The following is a 19,148-nucleotide window of genomic DNA, read 5'->3' on the forward strand; positions in this document are numbered from 1 at the left end:
CGCCACCGCCCCGCTCCCCGCCCCCGGGAGTGACTCCTGCACACTCGCGGGAGCCGGCGAGGACCGCGCGCACCCGCGAGTGGCCGCGCGTCCGCGAAAGCCAGCACACATTGCCCGCGGCAGAATGTGGACATGCGCAGCCTCGAAGTCCTCCTCGATCCGGAGTCGGAGGCTCGCGTCCGCAGCCAGTGGGAGGCGCTCGAGGCGGCCGGCATCCCGAGCCTCGCACTGCACACGTCCGCCAGCAACCGCCCGCACCTCACCCTGGTCGCCGGGCCCGAGCTGACCGCCCCGGAGCCGGGCGCGCTCGGTCCGCTGCCGGCGACGGCCGACCTCGGTGCCGTCCTCCTCTTCCCGCACGCCGGGCGCTTCGTCCTCGCCTGGGGAGTGGTCCGCTCGCCCGCCCTCGACGCTCTGCACGATCGGGCCACGCGCCTCGTGCCGGGCGGCGTCGACACCTCGCTCCCGGACGCCTGGACGCCGCACATCAGCGTCTCTCGCCGCCTCCGCGCCGAGCAGCTCGGCGACGCCGTCCCCCTCCTCGGCGAGCCGTTCACCGTCGGCCTCGCGGGCGTCCGCTTCTGGGACGGCGACACCCGCACCCTCACCGACCTCTGATCCGGGCGCCGCAGAAGACCCCCGACCTCCCCGCATCCGCCTCCCCAGCTCCCTCCCTGCAGCCCTTCTCCACAGTTCCCCGGACCCCCGGGGCGGCGTCGGAGGCGGCGGGTAGAGTTCCCCGGGTGACAGAGCCCACCGCGACAGCCCTCCCCGCCCCGCCGCTCGCCGACCCCTCGGCGGAGTCCCGCGGCGGCGTCCGGAGCGACGCGGCGAGCGGCGCTGCGGGCTCCGGATCCTCCGAGGCGCAGGCGATCCTCGAGAAGGTCTTCGGCTACGGCTCCTTCCGCGGCGAGCAGCAGGCCATCGTCGAGCAGGTCATCGGAGGCGGCGACGCCGTCGTCCTGATGCCCACCGGCGGCGGCAAGTCGCTCTGCTACCAGATCCCCGCCATCGTGCGCCCCGGCACCGGCGTGGTCGTGTCCCCGCTCATCGCGCTGATGCAGGACCAGGTCGACGCCCTCCGTGCGAACGGCGTCCGCGCCGAGTTCCTCAACTCCACCCAGGACGCGGGCGAGCGCAGCCGCGTCGAGCGCGCCTACCTCGACGGCGAGCTCGACCTGCTCTACGTCGCCCCGGAGCGCCTGGGCAACGAGGGCATGAAGCAGTTCCTCGCCCGCGGCCGGATCGCCCTCTTCGCGATCGACGAGGCCCACTGCGTCAGCCAGTGGGGCCACGACTTCCGCCCCGACTACCTCGCACTGGGCGAGCTCGCCGAGCGCTGGCCCGACGTCCCACGCATCGCCCTCACCGCGACCGCCACCGAGGCGACGCACCGCGAGATCACCTCGCGCCTGCACCTCGGCGCCGCCCGCCACTTCGTCTCGAGCTTCGACCGCCCGAACATCCAGTACCGGATCGTCAACAAGGTCGAGCCGCGCAAGCAGCTGATCGACTTCCTGCGGCGCGAGCACGCGCACGACGCGGGCATCGTCTACGCCCTCTCCCGCAAGAGCGTCGAGGCGACGGCCGAGGCGCTGCGCTCGGCGGGCTTCGACGCCGTCGCGTACCACGCGGGCCTCGACTCGCGGGTGCGCGCCGCCGCCCAGTCGCGGTTCCTCCGCGAGGAGGGCGTCATCGTCTGCGCGACCATCGCCTTCGGCATGGGGATCGACAAGCCGGACGTGCGGTTCGTCGCGCACATCGACCTGCCCAAGTCGGTCGAGGGCTACTACCAGGAGACGGGTCGCGCCGGCCGCGACGGACTGCCGTCCACCGCCTGGCTCGCCTACGGCCTGCAGGACGTGGTGCAGCAGCGCCGGATGATCGACGAGTCGCCGGGAGACCTGGCGCACCGTCGGCGGATGTCCGCGCACCTGGACGCGATGCTCGCGCTCTCCGAGACGGTCCAGTGCCGCCGGGTGAACCTGCTCGCCTACTTCGGCCAGGAGAGCACCGCCTGCGGCAACTGCGACACCTGCCTCGAGCCGCCCGCCTCCTGGGACGGCACCGTCGCGGCGCAGAAGTTCCTGTCGACGGTCGTCCGCCTCAAGCGGGAGCGCAACCAGCAGTTCGGCGCCGGACACATCATCGACGTCCTCCGCGGCAAGACCACGCCGCGCACCACTCAGCACCAGCACGACGGCCTCGCCACCTGGGGCATCGGCGCCGAGCTCAGCGACACCCAGTGGCGCGGAGTCGCCCGCCAGCTCCTCGCGCAGGGCCTTCTCGGCGTGAACGACGACGGCTTCGGCACGCTCGTGCTCACGCCCGCGTCCGGCTCCGTCCTCAGCGGCGAACGGAAGGTCGAGCTGCGGCAGGAGCCGGAGAAGCCGGCCCGCTCCAGCGGATCCTCCCGCTCCGGACGGTCCACCGTGGCCGAGCTGTCGGGTGAGGCTCAGCCGCTGTTCGAGCGGCTCCGGGAGTGGCGCGCCGCGCAGGCCCGCGCGCAGGCGGTCCCGGCCTACATCGTCTTCAACGACGCGACCCTCCGCGAGATCGCGACCGCCGAGCCGGCGACGATGGACGCGCTCAGCATCATCGGCGGCGTCGGCCAGAAGAAGCTGCTCACCTACGGCGGGGCCGTGCTCGCAGTCGTCGCGGGGGAGAGCCCCGAGATCGCCGTCCCGGAACCCGGTGAGGAGGCTCCCGCTCCCCGCCGCGCGCCGGCCGCCCGTGGCGGGTCGTCCCGCTCGCAAGGGGCGAAGCCCTCGTTCGGCCGCGAGTCGTCCGGTCCGCCGGTGTCCGCCGCTCAGCCGCCGGAGGACGACTGGGTGCCGCCGGACGAGCCCGACTGGGAGCCCGGCTGGGACAGCTACTGATCCGTCGCTGAGGCGCGCGGTTCACCACCCGCGACGGAGGCGGGCGCCGGCGCGGGCGATCGTGTTCCGGGCTCCGCGTCGACGATCGTGCCCACCTCGTCACCGACGCGAGCGTCCTCGGTCCGAGGCGCCGGCGAGCGCCCTCAGCCGTTCGCGCCCGTCGACGCCATCCACCCGCCGAGCAGCGTGCAGCAGAACGACACCGCGAGGCCCGCCACCGGCACCCAGAACGCGATCCGCCGCCGCACCAGCAGCACGATCGAGACGACCAGCGCCGCGAGGAACGGCACCCACACTCCTCCCGCGGCGAGGACCATCCCGCCCTCGATCAGGCCGATGTCGCAGGCGTTCGATCCGCCGCACGAGTCGCTGGCCATCGCGAAGAACAGCCCGAAGAACGACAGCAGCAGCGTCACCGCGGAGGCCACGAGGATCAGCACGATCGTCAGCACCAGGTCCCAGACGCGGACCGGGTGCCGATGCGGCACCCCGGATCCCGGCGCGGCCGGAGGCGCGGGAGGCGCGGCCGCGACGTCCACGGGCGGCGCACCCGGAGTCCGGGGAGGCGCTGCCGCGACGTCCGCGGGCGGCCCGGCCGCCGGGTGTCGGGCGGGCGGAGGGGGAGGCAGCGGCGGCTCGCTCATGCCGAGAGACTAGCGAGGCGGCCTCCGGTGCGGCGTCCCTCCTCCGCAGAAGCAGCCCGCAGGGACAGCCCGTTCAGCACACGGACGAGCCGCCCCCTCCTCCGCTCCCGTCGGCAGGGACAGCCCGTCCAGCGCACAGACGAGGCGCCCCGCCTCCGCCTGGTCGGTTCCGACAACGCGCTTCCGCCTCCGCCCGGCGCCGTTTGTGCCCGGGCGACGGAACGTTTCCGCCGCGCCGCCGCGCGACCTACCGTGCGAGGACCGCCTCCGCTGCCGCGCCCGTCGGCACACGACGCACCGGGAGCGGCCCGAACCGCAGACGGTCGAAGGGACACGAACACCATGGTCAGCACCGCTCCCCACCCCCGCTCCGCCGCCGACGCCGCCGACCGGGCGGCCACCGGGCGCACGCGGGCCCGGCGCTCCCGCTCGGGCTCCATCGCGCCCACGCCGCCGGTGGACTCCCTCGGCTCCGAGGTCGACGCGCGCCTGGACGAGGACGGCGCCCCCTCCGTCGACGTCGCCGCCCTCGGCGAGACCCTGCTCGGCGCCTGGCGCGAGCAGCGCCTCGCCAGCCGCGCCCTGACCGCCCGCCCCGAGCTGCACCGCACCGACGGCCTCCCGATGAAGGAGCACCGCCTCCGCGTCTCGGAGCAGATGCGCGTGCTCGCGGCCGAGGGCGGCGTGCACCGCGCCTTCCCGGTCGACCTCGGCGGCGAGGCCGATCACGGCGGCAACATCGCCGGCTTCGAGGAGCTGGTCACCGCCGACCCCTCGCTGCAGATCAAGTCCGGCGTGCAGTGGGGGCTCTTCGGCGCCGCGGTCCTGCACCTGGGCACGCGCCCGCACCACGAGAAGTGGCTGCCGGGGATCATGAGCCTCGAGATCCCGGGCGCCTTCGCGATGACCGAGACCGGGCACGGCTCCGACGTCGCGTCGATCGCCACGACCGCCACCTACGAGGACGGCGAGTTCGTGCTGCGGACGCCGTTCCGCGCGGCCTGGAAGGACTACCTCGGCAACGCGGCGGTGGACGGGCGCGCGGCGGTCGTCTTCGCGCAGCTGGTCACCCAAGGGGTGAACCACGGCGTCCACGCCTTCTTCGTCCCGATCCGCGACGAGCAGGGCGCGTTCCTGCCCGGCGTCGGCGGGGAGGACGACGGCCTCAAGGGCGGTCTGAACGGGATCGACAACGGCCGCCTCCACTTCGACGGCGTCCGCGTCCCGCGCGAGAACCTGCTGAACCGCTACGGCGACGTCGCCGCCGATGGCACCTACTCCTCGCCGATCGCGAGCCCGGGCCGCCGCTTCTTCACCATGCTCGGCACGCTCGTGCAGGGCCGTGTCTCGCTCGACGGAGCCTCGGTCGCCGCGGCGAAGATCGCGCTGACGGTCGCCGTCACCTACGGCGATCAGCGCCGCCAGTTCACCGGCGGCGGCGAGCGGGAGGAGGTGCTGCTCGACTACCAGCGGCACCAGCGCCGCCTCCTGCCGCGCCTGGCCACCACCTACGCCGCCGCCTTCGCGCACGAGAAGCTGCTGACGGCGTTCGACGAGGTCTTCTCCGGCGCGAACGACACCGAGCAGTCGCGGCAGGACCTCGAGACCCTCGCCGCGGGGCTGAAGGCGCTCTCGACCTGGCACGCTCTCGACACGCTGCAGGAGGCGCGCGAGGCCTGCGGAGGCGCGGGCTTCCTCGCGGAGAACCGGCTCACGCAGCTGCGCGCCGACCTCGACGTGTACGCGACCTTCGAGGGCGACAACACCGTGCTCCTCCAGCTGGTCGCCAAGCGCCTGCTGACCGACGTCGGACGCCGCTTCAAGGGCGCCCAGCCCGCGGAGCTCGCGCGGTACGCCGCCTCGCAGGTCGCGGGGGCGACCGTCGACAACTCGGGTCTGCGCCGTCTGGCCCAGGTCGTCGCCGATCGCGGATCGACGGCCCGCTCGGTCGGCCAGCTGCGGGAGGACCAGCGCGAGCTGCTCACCGGCCGCGTCGAGAGCATGGTCGCGGGGATCGCCTCACGGCTGCGCCCGGCGTCGAAGCTGCCCTCCGACGAGGCGGCCCGCCTGTTCAACGCGCACCAGAGCGAGCTCATCGAGGCGGCGCGCGCGCACGCCGAGCTGCTGCAGTGGGAGGCGTTCACGGAGGCGCTCGCCGGCGTCGAGGACGCGGGCACGCGCACCGTCCTCACCTGGCTCCGCGACCTGTTCGGCCTGGGCCTGATCGAGAAGCACCTCGACTGGTACCTCATCCACGGGCGCCTGTCGTCGCAGCGAGCGGTCGCGGTGACGTCCTACATCGACCGGCTGCTCGCCCGCATCCGCCCGCACGCCGCCGACCTGGTCGCGTCGTTCGGCTACGGGCCCGAGCACGTGCGCGCGGCGATCGCGACCGGCGCCGAGGCGGAGCGCCAGGAGGAGGCGCACGCCTGGTACGAGGCCGCCCGCGCCTCCGGCACCCTCCCCACTCCGGAGAAGCGCCGCTGAGCCCCTCCTCGAGATGCCGCTCCGGTACGCGACACGTCGCGCGAGGCGCACCAGAGTGGCATCCCGTGGCGACAGGACGGGGAGGGGCGCGTCAGGACGCGAGGAACGCCAGCGCCTGGTCGCGCTCGGCGCGCAGCTCGAGCACGGACTCGTCGATCCGCGCGCGGGAGTGCGCGTCGATCTCGAGCCCCTCGATGATCCGCCACTCGCCGTCGACGGAGCGGACCGGGAACGAGGAGATCAGCCCCTCCTCCACCCCGTAGGAGCCGTCCGACTCGACGGCGGCCGAGGTCCACGACGTGCCGTCGACCCAGTCGCGCACGTGATCGATCGCGGCGGAGGCGGCGGACGCGGCCGAGGAGGCTCCGCGGACCTCGATGATCTCGGCGCCGCGCTTGGCGACCCGCGGCTCGAACTCCGTGTGCAGCCACTCCGCGTCGACCAGCTCGGGCACCGGCCGTCCGCCGACGGTGGCGTGCGTCGCGTCGGGGTACTGCGAGGCGGAGTGGTTGCCCCAGATCGCGACGCCCTCGATCGCGTCGACGGGGGCGTCGAGCTTCGCGGCGAGCTGCGCGACCGCCCGGTTGTGGTCGAGGCGCGTCATCGCGGTGAAGCGGCCGGCGGGGATGTCCGGGGCGCTGCGCCGCGCGATCCAGGCGTTGGTGTTGGCCGGGTTGCCGACGACCAGCACGCGGATGTCGGAGGCGGCGTGCGCGTTCAGCGCGGCGCCCTGAGGCCCGAAGATGCCCGCGTTCGCGGCGAGCAGGTCGGCGCGCTCCATGCCCGCGCTGCGCGGCCGGGCGCCCACGAGGAGGGCGACGCTCGCGCCGTCGAACGCGGCGGCCGGGTCGTCCGTCGCCTCGATCCCGCGGAGGAGGGGGAAGGCGCCGTCCTGCAGCTCGAGCGCCGTGCCCGCGGCCGCGCGGAGGCCGGAGGGGATCTCGAGCAGGTTCAGGCGGACGGGGACGTCCGGCCCGAGGAGCTGACCCGAGGCGATGCGGAAAAGGAGCGCGTAGCCGATGGCGCCTCCCGCTCCCGTGACCGTGACCGTGACCGGAGTGCGCTGCTGGTTCATGCGCCGAGCGTATTCCCGCCGGCTGGGGGAGGGGGAGGAGTCAGCCGGACGGCGGGCCCTCGGCGGGAGGCGCCGTCGACCCGCGGAGCACGAGCTTGTTGCGCAGCCGCACGTGCTGCTCGGCCACGCTCCCGCCGTCGATCAGCGTCAGGAGCGCCCGGGCGGCCGCGCGCCCCACGCGGTGCAGCGGCTGCCTCACCGTCGTGAGCGCGGGGACCACCCGGGAGGCGTCGGGCACGTCGTCGTAGCCCACGACCGACAGCTGCCCCGGCACCGAGAGGCCCAGCGCCCGGGCCGCCTCGATCACGGCGATGGCGGAGGCGTCGTTCGCGGCGAGGACCGCCGTCGGGCGGTCGGGCAGCAGCAGCAGCTCGTGGGCGGCGGCGAGGGAGGGGTCGTGCCGGTAGTAGCCGACCCGTACGAGCGCGGGGTCGTAGGGGAGGCCGGCGTCCGCGAGCGCCCGCTGGTAGCCGGCGCCGCGCCGGTGCGACGACTCCAGGTCGGGGCGGCCCGCGACGAAGCCGATGCGGCGATGGCCGAGCCCGATCAGGTGGCTCGTCGCCAGCTGCGCTCCGCCGAAGTCGTCGGTCGCCACCGAATGCAGCTCGGTCTGCGCGGTCAGCGGATCCACGACGACGAGCGGCAGGTCCGACGAGGGGATCACGCCGGAGGGAGTCACCAGGATCGCTCCCGCTACCTGCGCCTCGGTGAGACGCCGCAGGGACTCCTGCTCCCAGCCCGCCCGGCCCCGGCGGCTCGCCCCGCTGCCGGCGAGGAGGTCGAACCGGGTCCCCCGGAGCGCCGTCGCCACTCCCTGCAGCACCTCCGTGCCGAACGGCTCGAAGTCGCCCAGGAGCACGCCGATGACGCCCGAGCGCTCCGCGCACTCCGTCGTCACGACCTCCTGCTCGGCCTCCGCCGTCGCCGCCCCTGCGGACATCCTCGTCCCCTCCCGCCGTCCCCGCCCGGCCGCGGCGGAACGCGGTGATCGCCTCGCTGCGCTGCTCCGGACGGTTGAGAACACGTCCTTGCAATCGGAAATGTTCCCGGTAACATTGCCCGCAAGACTAGCTGAGGGAAAGCTCAGCAGTCGAGAGAGACGAGTGTCGGGCAGCCTTTCTCCCCTCAGTGCTGAGGGGGTCGAGAGCTGGAGCTCGCGTGGCCACGCTGTGGAAGCCGCCGCGCACGAGCCGTCCGCCGCTCTCCGCGCGTCCTGCGCTCCAGGCGCGGCCGAACGCCCCTCGGGCTGCGCCGCGCTCCGTCCTCTCGCGGCCTCGGGCCGCGCCACCACTCCGCGCCGTCCGGCGCTCGACCTGATCGGCGACGATGCCGATCGAGTGAGGAACACCATGTCCACGCGACGCACCCCCCGACCCCTCTGGCTCGTCCGCTCGGGCGCCGCTCTCGCCGGCTGCCTGCTCCTGTCCGGCGTCGCCGCCGCGGCCGCGGCCGCCGACACCGAGTACGGCTCCGACGACGTCGACGTGAACGTCAGCATCGAGGAGCTGGAGCAGCCCGGCGCCCTCTCGATGTCGATCGACGGCACCTCCGCCACGCTCGCCGAGGAGGGCTCCACCCCGACCGTGCGCGCCTTCACGGGGCAGCTGCCCGACGTGACCGTGACGGACACCCGGACCGTCGACGAGATCCCGGCCGGAGCCGGCTGGTACGTCCTCGGCTCGGCGAGCGCCTTCACCGGCGACGCGGACCAGGAGGACATCTCCTCCGACCACCTCGGCTGGACGCCGGTCCTCGTGGACGGCGGCGAGTCGGGCCTCGTGTCCGAGGGCGACCCGGTCGACACGATCCTCGACGAGGGCGCCGACGCCGTGGGCCTGTTCGACCAGGAGCTGCTCGCGCTGTCGCTCGACTCGCAGGAGACCGCGACGGACGGGTCCTGGACCGTGTCCGCGGGCCTCACCCTGAAGACCGAGGCCGACGTCGCCCCCGGCGACTACTCCTCCGTCCTGACGCTGTCGCTGTTCGAATGACCCCGATGCGCGCAGTCGCCTCCACGGCGATCGGCGCCCTCCTCGCGGCGGGCCTGCTCGCCTCCGGCGCGGCTCCGGCGACCGCGGCCGGCGCGTGGTCGCCGAAGGCCTCGTACACGTCGACGGACCGCGGCGACGGCACCTACTCCGTGCCGCTGCTGAACGCCGACGTGCCCGACGTCAGCGTCGAGCGCGTGCCCGCGGCCGAGAACGACGAGGGCCGCGACATCTACTACATGATCAGCACCACGATGCACCTCAGCCCGGGCGCCCCGATCATGAAGTCCTACGACCTCGTCAACTGGGAGATCGTCAACTACGTCTTCGACCGGCTCGAGATCGGCGACCGCTTCTCGCTCCGGAACGGGCAGAACTCCTACGGCAACGGCCAGTGGGCCTCGTCGCTCCGGTACCACGACGGCCGCTACTACGCGGTCTTCAACACCAACAACCTCGGCGGCTCCTACCTCTACTCGACCGACGACATCGAGGACGGAGCCTGGACCCGCACGGCCCTCGGCCGCGCCTTCCACGACCCGTCGCTCTTCTTCGACGACGCGGACGGCGGCACGCCGTACATCTTCTACGGCTCCGGATCCACCAGCGCCGTGAAGCTGAGCGAGGACCTGACGACCGTCGTCGCCGAGTACCCGAACATCCTCCGCACCTCCGACTACCCGGGAGCCGGCTACCTCGGCGGCCTCTTCGAGGGCGCGCAGGTGCAGTACATCGACGGGCAGTACTACATCGTCATCATCACCTGGCCCTCGGGCCAGGGCCGCCAGGTGGCGCTGTTCCGCTCGTCCGCGCTGCTGGGCCGCTACGCGACCGCCGACGGCAGCAACCCCTACGAGGGCAAGGGCGTGCTGAACTCCAGCGGGTTCGCCCAGGGGAGCCTCGTGCCGATCGCGAAGGAGGACGGCTCGACCGCCTGGCACGGCATGTTCTTCCGCGACAGCTTCCCGACCGGCCGCATCCCCGGGCTCATCCCGGCGACGTGGAAGGACGGCTGGCCGACGTTCGGGACGAACGGCTCGGTGCCGGTGGGCGGGAGCTTCCCGAAGCCGATCCGCCTCAGCCCCGAGGAGGAGCTGTTCGAGCGGCAGAAGAGCATCGTCGTCTCGGACGACTTCGACAACGACGCCCCGGCGAAGGCCTACCAGGACGAGTCGTGGACGATCCCGCCCGCGCCCGCCTACGACGCGTCGCTGCTCGGCGTGCAGCTGCTCCAGAACCCGGGAGCCGAGTCGGGGACGGCGCCGTGGGCAGGCCAGTTCGGCGCGACGCTGTCGGCCGACACGACCGACCCGGCGTCCGGCACCGCCGCGCTCCGCGTGGGCACCCGCACGCTCAACGGCTCCGGCCCGAGCCAGGTGCTCGCGAGCAAGCTGCAGCGCGGCGTGACCTACACCGTGTCCGCGAAGGTGAAGTACACGACCGGCCCCGCGTCGGTCCGCTTCAACCTCTGCGCCGACTTCGGCGCGGGACCCGTGACGATGGCCTCCGCCGCCGTCACGCAGGGGCAGTGGACGACGATCACGGGGACCTACACGGTGCCCGAGACCGCGAACGTCGGCAGCGTGAAGTTCGCCGTCGAGACGCCGTGGGGCAATCCGCAGCCGGCGTCCTCGAGCACCGAGTACCTGCTCGACGACGTCTCGCTCGTCGGAGCCGCTCCCACCCTCGAGCGCCCGACGGCCGCCGAGATCGAGCCGAACGGCTCGACCCTCGCCCTCCCCTGGCAGTGGAACCACGCCCCCGACAACCGCTACTGGTCGCTGACCGAGCGCGAGGGCTGGCTCCGCCTCACCAACGGGAAGGTGCTCAGCGGAACGGCCGCGCACACGCGTCTCTCGGGCTCGCCCGAGATGACGTACCTGGAGGAGGCGCGCAACACGCTCTCCCAGCGCATCGTGGCTCCGAAGCAGTCGGCGGAGGCGGCGTTCGACGTCTCCGGGATGAAGGACGGCGACGTCGCCGGCCTCGCGGCCTACAACCGCGGCTTCTCCTACGTCGCGGTCAAGCGCGTGGACGGCGTCACCACCGTCGGCGTCGTGAACCGCAGCCAGCCGTTCGCGACCACGTTCGACCAGGCGGCCGTGGAGTCCTTCCTCCCCGGCACCACCGCCGCCCTCGGCGACGCCTCGCAGGTGCGCCTGAAGGCCGACCTCGAGCTCTCGGCCCCGGCCGGACAGCTCTGGACGACCTTCTCGTACAGCCTCGACGGGACGAGCTGGACGAAGCTCGGCAGCCGCGTCGGCCCGCAGACCCTCGACGGTCAGCTCACGCACTTCATGGGCCACCGCCTCGGGCTGTTCAGCTACGCGACGAAGACCGCCGGCGGCCACGTCGACGTCGACGAGTTCCTCCTGAGCGACACCCTCTCCTCGGAGGGGAAGGCGCTCGACCGCTCGCAGCTCGACGCGGCCGTCGCTCACGCGGCGACGCTCCGCTCCGACGACTACCCGGCCGACGCCTGGTCCGACCTCCAGTCGGTCCTCGCGAAGGCGCAGGCGGTCGGCACCGCGGGATCGCAGAACCAGATCGACGCCCCGGAGCGCGCGCTCAGCTACCAGCTGGCGCGCCTCGGGACTCTGAAGGAGGCGTCGCTCGACGTGACCGCCGCCGCCGCGACCCGCTGCATCGCCGGGAAGGTCGTCGTGACCGTGCGGGCGACCAACGCCGACGACGTGCCCGTCGCCCTCCGGATGGAGAGCGCCTCCGGCGCGAAGACGGTCGCCGCGCTCGCACCCGGCGCCACGACGAGCCACGCCTTCACCACGCGGGCGGCCTCGGTCCCCGGCGCCGAGGTGGTCGTGACCGCGACCGCCACCCTCGACGGCGAGCCGGTGACGACCACGGTGAGAGCGCCCCACCCGGCCGCGTCCTGCGGCTGAGCACTCCGGGGGCGGCCCGCGCGGCCGCCCCCCCCCCGAACGCGTCAGCGGCACCCGTCGCCGACGATCTCCTGCACGACACGATCAAGGAGGATCCGTGAGATCACCACAACGAGAAGCCGCTCCGAAGGGGCGGTTGCGGCTGAGGCTGCTGGCCACGGCCGCGCTGACCGCGCTCCTGGTGGCCCCCTTCGCCGCCCAGACCTCGTCCGCCGCTGAGGCGGAGCTCATCGTCAACGGCGGCTTCGAGAGCGGCATCAGCAGCTGGTTCGTCAACAACGGCAACGCCGCCGACGCCGGCACCATCGCGACGACCACGGATGCGCGCACCGGCACCGCCGCAGCGCTCGTCACCGGCCGCACGACCACCGGCGCGGGCGCCATGCAGGACCTCAGCGGCAAGGTCGTCGCCGGCCAGACCTACCAGGTCAAGGCGCAGATCAAGTACGAGAACGCCGCGAGCCCCGCGACCAAGCAGTTCTTCGCCACCATGCACTACGGCGGAGGCACCTACACGAACCTCGCGAGCGTCACCGCCACGAAGGGGCAGTGGGCGACGATCAACGGATCGTTCACCATCCCCGCCGGGCAGAGCGTCGCGACCGCGCGCCTCTTCTTCGAGACGCCGTGGACCGCGACTCCCTCGGCCGCGCCCGAGACGCACCTCATGGACTACAAGCTCGACGACGTCTCGCTGGTCGGAGCGGCGCCGCCCGCGCCCGCCTCGCGCACCATCGAGGTCGTGGGCAAGATCCCGGGCGACCACAACCCGCTCATGGGCTGGAAGTTCGGCGCCGACGGCTTCGGCTTCGTCGAGAACGGCCGCGTGTACATGTACATGACGAACGACACCCAGGGCTACGCTCCGAACCCCGCCACGGGCGTCTCGGCGGGCATCGACTACGGCAAGATCAACCAGATCACCGTGATCTCCTCGGACGACCTCGTCAACTGGACCGACCACGGCGAGATCCAGGTCGCCGGCTCCACCGGAGTCGCGCCCTACACCGGCAACTCGTGGGCTCCCGGCATGGCGAAGAAGACCGTGAACGGCGTCGACAAGTACTTCCTCTACTACGCCAACGGCGGCGGCTCCAGCAACGTGATCACCGGCGACTCGCCGGTGGGCCCGTGGACCAGCCAGCGGACCTCCACGCTCATCAACGCGTCCACCCCGGGCGCCGAGGCGGTCGCGTGGAAGTTCGACCCGGCACCGCTCGTCGACGACGACGGCCAGGGCTACCTGTTCTTCGGAGGCGGACCCGCCTCGACCGCGCTCCCCGCGGCCGAGCGATTCAACAACCCGAAGAACATCCGCGTGATCGAGCTCGGCGACGACATGATCTCGACCCAGGGCACTTCCGCCGTCGTGGACGCGCCCGTCGCGTTCGAGGCGGCCCAGGTGTTCAAGCGCCAGGACAAGTACTACCTCTCGTACTCGTCCCACTTCGGCGGCAACGACTTCGGCGGCAACCAGACCCGCGAGCCCGGCTACCCGGGCGGCGGCGAGATCGGCTACATGATCTCGGACGACCCGATGTCCTGGCCCAAGGAGAACTACGCCGGCGTGATGTTCCCGAACCAGAGCCGCTTCTTCGGAGCCGGCACCGGCGGCAACAACCACCAGTCGGTCTTCGAGCTGGGCGGCAAGTACTACTTCACCTACCACGCGCCGACGCTCAACAAGCGGATCAACGGCGACACCACCCAGGGGTACCGCAGCCCGCACATCCAGGAGCTGCAGTTCAACGCCGACGGCACGGTGCAGCAGGTGGTCGGCGACTACAAGGGCGTCGACCAGGTGAAGGACTTCGATCCGTACCGCACCTTCCCGGCCGAGACCATCGGCTGGAGCAAGGGCATCGCGACGGCGCCGCTCGGCACCCCCGCCGCGGGCGCGACGCAGAACCTCGTGCTGAAGGACCTCGACAACGGCGACTGGACCGCGCTGTCCGCCGTCGACTTCGGGGACACCGGAGCCGCGACGTTCACCGCGAAGGCCAAGGCGCTGCAGGCCGGCGGCACCGTCACCGTCCGCCTCGACTCCGAGACCGGGCCCGTCGCGGGCACCGTCGCGGTGAACGGGACGACCGGTGAGTGGACCGACGTCAGCGCCGCGCTGACCGGAGCGACCGGAGTGCACGACGTGTTCTTCAGCTACTCCGGACCCTCCGGCGACCTGTTCGAGCTCGACACCTTCGCCTTCACCGAGGGCGAGGCGGCTCCGGCGCTCGACATCACGGCGAGCGCGGCGACCCGCTGCATCGCGGGCAAGGCGATCGTCACCGTCCAGGCGAGCAACGGCTCCGACGTCCCCGTCGGCGTGACCTTCACGTCGACGTCCGGCACGAAGTCGTTCACCTCGGTGGCGCCCGGCAAGACCGTGTCGCACGCCTTCACCACCCGTCAGGCGAACCTGCCCGCCGGTGCGGTGACCGTCGAGGCCACGGCCACGATGAACGGCGCCCCCGTCGAGACGGAGGTGAGCGCTCCGTACGCGGCGCGCCCGTGCTCGTAGCGCACGGCTGAACCACCGGGGAGCGCCCCCGGCCCTGCGGGGCCGGGGGCGCTCCTGCGCGTGCGGGGGGATCTCGATGCGCCCTCCGGGGCTGCTCGATCAGCATGTGCCGGCCGCGCAGCGGGGTGATGAGACCCCGCTGGGTCAGCGGGTGTCGGCCAGGCGCATCGTGCCGCCGGCCTGGGCGGCGAAGGCGCGGGCGGTCGCCGCGATGGTGCGCTGCATGACCCGCGCCGCGGCGGTCGGCGCGAGGTCCGCCGGGCGCGCGAGGCTGATCGTCCGGGTCAGCGTGGGCTTCTCGAGCGTCGGCTCCTCGATGCGGATCGAGCGCAGCCCCGGGCGCCCCTGCAGCACCATCGCCGGGACGACCGCGACGCCCAGGCCCCGCTCGGCGAAGCGCAGCACCGCGTCCATCTCGGCGCCCTCCAGCACCACGTCCGGCTCCAGGCCCGCGGCGGCGAACGCGGCGTCGGTCGTGCGGCGCAGGTCGTAGCTGGAGTTGAAGACGATCTGCGGGAGGCGGGCGACCGCGGCCAGGTCGAGCGCGCCGGTCGCGGCGAGGGGAGGCTCTGCGGCGGAGGAGACCACGACGAGCTCCTCGACGAGCAGCGGGGTCACCGTGAAGGCGCCGGGAGCGGCCGCGGTCGAGGTCGTCACCAGCGCCAGGTCGAGCTCGCCCCGGGCCAGCCGGTCGAAGAGGCTCCGCGACCCGTCCTCGGCGAGGTGCAGCTCCACGGCGGGATGCGCGGAGTGGAACGCGTGCAGCACCTCCGCGACGAGGCTGATGCAGAGCGTCGGCGTCGCGCCGAACCGCACTCGGCCGCGCTCGAGTCCGGCCAGCTCGGCCAGCTCGCGGCGCACCGATCCGGCGTCGGCGAGCATGCGCCGGGCGAGCGGCAGCAGCAGCTCCCCGGCCGGTGTGAGGGTGCTGCCGGAGCGCGCCCGGTGGAAGAGCTCGGAGCCGAGGTCCTGCTCCAGCGCGGCGATCCGGCGGCTCAGCGAGGGCTGCGCGAGATGCAGCTCCTCGGCGGCGCGGGTGAAGCTGCCGAGGCGGGCGACCTCGACGAATCCGGTGAGCTGCTCGAGATCCACATGCATACCCTATGCGCATGGCTGTGCCCAGCATTATGCATTGGAGTAATCGATGCGCCGTGCCTAGCGTGGAGGCATGACCACTTCAGAGACCACCGCACCGGAGCGCCGGATCTCCACCTCCGTCCTCGTCATCGGCACCGGCGGATCGGGCCTGCGCGCCGCGATCGAGCTCGCCGAGGCGGGCATGGACGTCCTCGCGCTCGGCAAGCGCTCGAAGTCGGACGCGCACACCTCCCTCGCCGCCGGCGGCATCAACGCCGCCCTCGCCACGATGGACCCCGACGACAGCTGGCAGCAGCACGCGGCCGACACCATCACCGAGTCCTACCAGCTCGCCAACCCGCACACGGTCGAGATCGTCACCTCCAACGCCGCCCGCGGCATCCAGGACCTCGAGCGCTACGGCATGCCGTTCGCCCGCGAGGACGACGGCCGCATCTCGCAGCGCTTCTTCGGCGCGCACACCTACCGCCGGACCGCCTTCGCGGGCGACTACACCGGCCTCGAGATCCAGCGCACGCTCGTCAACCGGGCCGCCCAGCTCGAGATCCCGATCCTGGACACCGTGTACGTCACCCGCATCCTCGTCAACGAGGACGGAGCAGTGTTCGGCGCCTACGGCTTCGACCTCGTCGACGGCACCCGCTACCTGATCCATGCGGATGCGGTGATCCTCGCCGCGGGCGGCCACAACCGCATCTGGCGCCGCACCTCCTCCCGCCGGGACGAGAACACGGGCGACTCGTTCCGCCTGGCCGTCGAGGCCGGCGGGCGGCTGCGCGACCCGGAGCTGGTCCAGTTCCACCCGTCGGGCATCATCGAGCCCGAGAACGCGGCGGGCACGCTGATCTCCGAGGCGGCCCGCGGCGAGGGCGGCATCCTCCGCAACGGCCTCGGCGAGCGCTTCATGGGCAAGTACGACGCCGAGCGCCTCGAGCTCTCGACCCGTGACCGCGTCGCTCTCGCCTGCTACACCGAGATCAAGGAGGGTCGCGGCACGCCGAACGGCGGGGTCTGGCTCGACGTCTCGCACCTGCCGCGCGAGACGATCATGACCCGGCTGCCGCGGGTGTACCAGACGATGCTCGAGCTGCAGATGCTCGACATCACGAAGGACCCGATCGAGATCGCGCCCACGGCGCACTACTCGATGGGCGGGGTCTGGGTGCGCTCGGACGACCACAGCACCGACGTCCCCGGGCTCTACGCGATCGGAGAGGCCTCCAGTGGACTGCACGGCGCCAACCGCCTCGGCGGCAACTCGCTGATCGAGCTGCTGGTCTTCGGCCGGATCGTCGGGCAGGCGGCGGCGGAGTACTCCGCCTCACTGACCGCCCAGACCCGCTCGGCCGCGTCCGTCCAGGTCGCCCGCGACGAGATCGCCGGCCTGCTCGCGGCCGACGGCACCGAGAACGTCCGCGCCCTGCAGCGCGCGATCCGCAACACGATGACCGAGCACGCCGGAGTCGTCCGCGACGAGGAGGGCCTGCTCGCCGGGCTCGCCGAGCTGGACGCGATCGAGGCGCGCATCGCCGACATCGGCGTGCACCCGGACATCGCCGGCTTCCAGGACCTCGCCCACGCCTTCGACCTCAAGTCGGCCGCGATGGCCGCGCGGGCCACCCTCGAGGCAGCGCTCGAGCGCCGGGAGAGCCGCGGCTGCCACAACCGCAGCGACTACCCGGACATCGACCCGGCCCTCCAGGTGAACCTCGTCTGGTCGCCCTCCACGGGGATCACGCGCGAGGAGATCCCCGCGGTGCCGGAGGAGATCCAGGCGCTGATCAGCGGCGAGGTCGCCACCGCGGGCAAGCTGCTCGAGTAGCAGGAACCGCGACGGCACGACGCCGGTCGCCCTCACCGCCTGCTCGCCGGGCACCACCGGAGCCCAGGCGCCCCCGGGATCCTCCTGGGGACCACGGACAAGGTCACCGCCCTGGATCCCGCCGGCTCCTGGGACCTCGGCTCGGCGACGCTGCAGAACCAGGTCTTCTCCTGGCTGCTGACCTCCGCCCCCGGATCGACGGATCCCGTGCCGGACCTCGCGGCCTCGGCCGAGTTCACCGACCCCACCCACTACCGCGTCGCCCTGCGCGAGGACGCCGCCTTCGCCAACGGCAATCCGCTCACCGCCTCGGACGTGGTCTTCACCTTCGAGCGCCAGGTGGCGATCGCCGCTCCGAACGGCCCCTCGTCGCTGCTCTCGGACATGGTCTCGGTCGAGGCGGAGGACGACTCCACCGTCGTCTTCACGCTGGCCACCCCGGACAACGCCCTCTGGCCCCAGATCCTCACCAGCCCCGCCGCCGCGATCGTCGACGAGGACGTCTTCTCGGCCGACTCCCTCACCACCGACGACGACATCGTCGCCGGCGACGCCTTCAGCGGGCAGTACTCCATCACGAGCTACACGCTGAACTCGCTCGTGCAGCTCACCCGCAACGACTCCTATGACGGCCTCCTCGGCGCCGCCGCCAACGAGTCCGTGATCGTCCGCTACTACGCGGACGAGAGCAACCTCAAGCTCGACATCCAGCGCGGCGAGATCGCGGTCGCCTACCGCACGCTGAACGCGACCGACACCGAGGACCTCCGCGGCGAGGAGGGCCTGACGGTGCACTCCGGTCCCGGCGCCGAGATGCGCTTCCTCGTCTTCAACCCCGAGACCATGCCCTACGGCTCCGCGACCCCCGAGGCCGACGCCGACAAGGCGCTCGCCGTCCGCACCGCCGTCGCCGACCTGATCGACCGCGACGAGCTGTCGGACCAGGTCTACAAGGGCACCTACGCGCCGGTCTACTCGATCGTCCCCAGCGCCCTGACCGGATCGACGCCGGCGTACGAGCAGGCCTTCGGCGACGGGAGCGGCGGTCCCAGCGCGGACGAGGCCGCCGCCGCGCTCCAGGCCGCCGGGATCACCGGTCCCGTCGATCTCAAGCTGCAGTACAACACCGACCACTACGGCTCCAGCACCTCGGACGAGTACGCGCTCATCAAGAACCAGCTCGAGCGCAGCGGGTTGTTCACGGTCGACCTGCAGTCGACGGAGTGGACGCAGTACGTGAAGGAGAAGTCGACGTCCTACCCGCTCTACCAGCAGGGCTGGTTCGCGGACTACCCGGACTCGGACAACTACCTGAATCTGCTCTACGGCACCGACGAGGCCCCCTCCATCCTCGGCGCCGCCGTGAAGGACGACGCCTACAACGAGGTCGTGCTGCGCGAGCGGAGCCTGGCGCCCGGCGACGAGCGCACCGCGGCGATCGAGGAGGCGCAGCGCCTCGCGGCGGAGAAGGCGATCACCGTGCCGCTCCTCGAGGGCACGGAGACCGTCATCGCCTCCTCCACGATCTCGGGCATCGACGACACGCTCGACGGCTCCGGCCGGTTCCGCTTCGGGCTGCTCCGGAGCGAGTGATCGGGACGCGCTGATCGGCCGGACGGGCCGCGGCGCCGCAGAGGGGGAGACCCTCGGCGGCAGCCGCGGCCCGTCCGTGCGTCCGGGGGCGGCTCTGCGAGGACGGCTCTGCGAGGACGGCTCTGCGAGGACGGGGCACCCGGA

At 72.8% G+C, this 19,148-nt stretch carries 12 protein-coding genes; 8 read left to right on the forward strand and 4 right to left on the reverse strand.

The window, feature by feature from the left end:
* Nucleotides 1-132: 132 nt before the first annotated feature.
* Together C5C33_RS11180 and recQ are read left to right on the forward strand one after the other, a co-directional pair.
* Nucleotides 133-618, forward strand: coding sequence for a 2'-5' RNA ligase family protein (locus C5C33_RS11180; RefSeq protein ID WP_104226039.1), 486 nt, complete (start codon nucleotides 133-135; stop codon nucleotides 616-618).
* A 125-nt stretch (nucleotides 619-743) separates the two neighbouring features.
* Nucleotides 744-2,879: a DNA helicase RecQ gene (recQ, locus tag C5C33_RS11185; RefSeq protein WP_104261144.1), complete on the forward strand. Its 2,136-nt coding sequence runs from the start codon at nucleotides 744-746 to the stop codon at nucleotides 2,877-2,879.
* Nucleotides 2,880-3,022: 143 nt separating this feature from the next.
* Here the strand turns inward: recQ and C5C33_RS11190 are convergent, their stop codons facing one another.
* Entirely contained in the window at nucleotides 3,023-3,523 is a 501-nt protein-coding gene (locus C5C33_RS11190; protein ID WP_219814946.1) for a DUF6264 family protein, read from the reverse strand.
* 342 nt (nucleotides 3,524-3,865) lie between these two features.
* On the opposite strand from C5C33_RS11190, the gene C5C33_RS11195 reads away from it, so the two are divergent.
* Nucleotides 3,866-6,010 (forward strand): acyl-CoA dehydrogenase, encoded by a 2,145-nt coding sequence (locus C5C33_RS11195; RefSeq protein WP_104261146.1) that lies wholly within the window; start codon nucleotides 3,866-3,868, stop codon nucleotides 6,008-6,010.
* A 91-nt stretch (nucleotides 6,011-6,101) separates the two neighbouring features.
* Here C5C33_RS11195 and C5C33_RS11200 read toward each other — a convergent pair whose 3' ends face one another.
* Both C5C33_RS11200 and C5C33_RS11205 read right to left on the reverse strand, forming a co-directional pair.
* Complete coding sequence (locus C5C33_RS11200) at nucleotides 6,102-7,085, reverse strand: malate dehydrogenase (protein ID WP_104224379.1); 984 nt, start codon at nucleotides 7,083-7,085, stop codon at nucleotides 6,102-6,104.
* 40 nt (nucleotides 7,086-7,125) lie between these two features.
* Nucleotides 7,126-8,025 carry a LacI family DNA-binding transcriptional regulator gene (locus tag C5C33_RS11205; RefSeq protein ID WP_104261147.1) on the reverse strand — a complete coding sequence of 300 codons (900 nt, stop codon included), beginning with the start codon at nucleotides 8,023-8,025 and terminating at the stop codon, nucleotides 7,126-7,128.
* A gap of 409 nt (nucleotides 8,026-8,434) precedes the next feature.
* On the opposite strand from C5C33_RS11205, the gene C5C33_RS11210 reads away from it, so the two are divergent.
* The 3 genes from C5C33_RS11210 to C5C33_RS11220 all read left to right on the forward strand — a co-directional run bounded on the left by C5C33_RS11210 (nucleotide 8,435) and on the right by C5C33_RS11220 (nucleotide 14,491).
* Nucleotides 8,435-9,076: a hypothetical protein gene (locus tag C5C33_RS11210; RefSeq protein WP_104233676.1), complete on the forward strand. Its 642-nt coding sequence runs from the start codon at nucleotides 8,435-8,437 to the stop codon at nucleotides 9,074-9,076.
* Between the two features lie 5 nt (nucleotides 9,077-9,081).
* Complete coding sequence (locus C5C33_RS11215) at nucleotides 9,082-11,973, forward strand: family 43 glycosylhydrolase (protein ID WP_258069225.1); 2,892 nt, start codon at nucleotides 9,082-9,084, stop codon at nucleotides 11,971-11,973.
* Between the two features lie 97 nt (nucleotides 11,974-12,070).
* Nucleotides 12,071-14,491: a family 43 glycosylhydrolase gene (locus tag C5C33_RS11220; RefSeq protein WP_219812654.1), complete on the forward strand. Its 2,421-nt coding sequence runs from the start codon at nucleotides 12,071-12,073 to the stop codon at nucleotides 14,489-14,491.
* Between the two features lie 144 nt (nucleotides 14,492-14,635).
* Here C5C33_RS11220 and C5C33_RS11225 read toward each other — a convergent pair whose 3' ends face one another.
* Entirely contained in the window at nucleotides 14,636-15,589 is a 954-nt protein-coding gene (locus C5C33_RS11225; RefSeq protein WP_104261150.1) for a LysR family transcriptional regulator, read from the reverse strand.
* A gap of 70 nt (nucleotides 15,590-15,659) precedes the next feature.
* Here C5C33_RS11225 and C5C33_RS11230 point away from each other — a divergent pair, with 70 nt between their 5' ends.
* On the forward strand, nucleotides 15,660-17,411 hold the full coding sequence (locus tag C5C33_RS11230; protein WP_104261151.1) for an L-aspartate oxidase: 1,752 nt from the start codon (nucleotides 15,660-15,662) through the stop codon (nucleotides 17,409-17,411).
* Nucleotides 17,412-17,618: 207 nt separating this feature from the next.
* Nucleotides 17,619-19,004 (forward strand): ABC transporter substrate-binding protein, encoded by a 1,386-nt coding sequence (locus C5C33_RS11235; RefSeq protein ID WP_181136237.1) that lies wholly within the window; start codon nucleotides 17,619-17,621, stop codon nucleotides 19,002-19,004.
* Nucleotides 19,005-19,148: the final 144 nt, after the last annotated feature.

This window comes from Rathayibacter sp. AY1H3 (genome assembly GCF_002932015.1).

Bases quoted from the DNA above. Each gene is read 5' to 3' on its own strand.
- C5C33_RS11190 (WP_219814946.1), bottom strand. From the start codon at position 3,523: ATGAGCGAGCCGCCGCTGCCTCCCCCTCCGCCCGCCCGACACCCGGCG.
- C5C33_RS11225 (WP_104261150.1), bottom strand. From the start codon at position 15,589: ATGCATGTGGATCTCGAGCAGCTCACCGGATTCGTCGAGGTCGCCCGC.
- C5C33_RS11210 (WP_104233676.1), top strand. From the start codon at position 8,435: ATGTCCACGCGACGCACCCCCCGACCCCTCTGGCTCGTCCGCTCGGGC.
- C5C33_RS11180 (WP_104226039.1), top strand. From the start codon at position 133: ATGCGCAGCCTCGAAGTCCTCCTCGATCCGGAGTCGGAGGCTCGCGTC.
- C5C33_RS11215 (WP_258069225.1), top strand. From the start codon at position 9,082: ATGCGCGCAGTCGCCTCCACGGCGATCGGCGCCCTCCTCGCGGCGGGC.
- C5C33_RS11200 (WP_104224379.1), bottom strand. From the start codon at position 7,085: ATGAACCAGCAGCGCACTCCGGTCACGGTCACGGTCACGGGAGCGGGA.
- C5C33_RS11205 (WP_104261147.1), bottom strand. From the start codon at position 8,025: ATGTCCGCAGGGGCGGCGACGGCGGAGGCCGAGCAGGAGGTCGTGACG.
- C5C33_RS11195 (WP_104261146.1), top strand. From the start codon at position 3,866: ATGGTCAGCACCGCTCCCCACCCCCGCTCCGCCGCCGACGCCGCCGAC.
- C5C33_RS11230 (WP_104261151.1), top strand. From the start codon at position 15,660: ATGACCACTTCAGAGACCACCGCACCGGAGCGCCGGATCTCCACCTCC.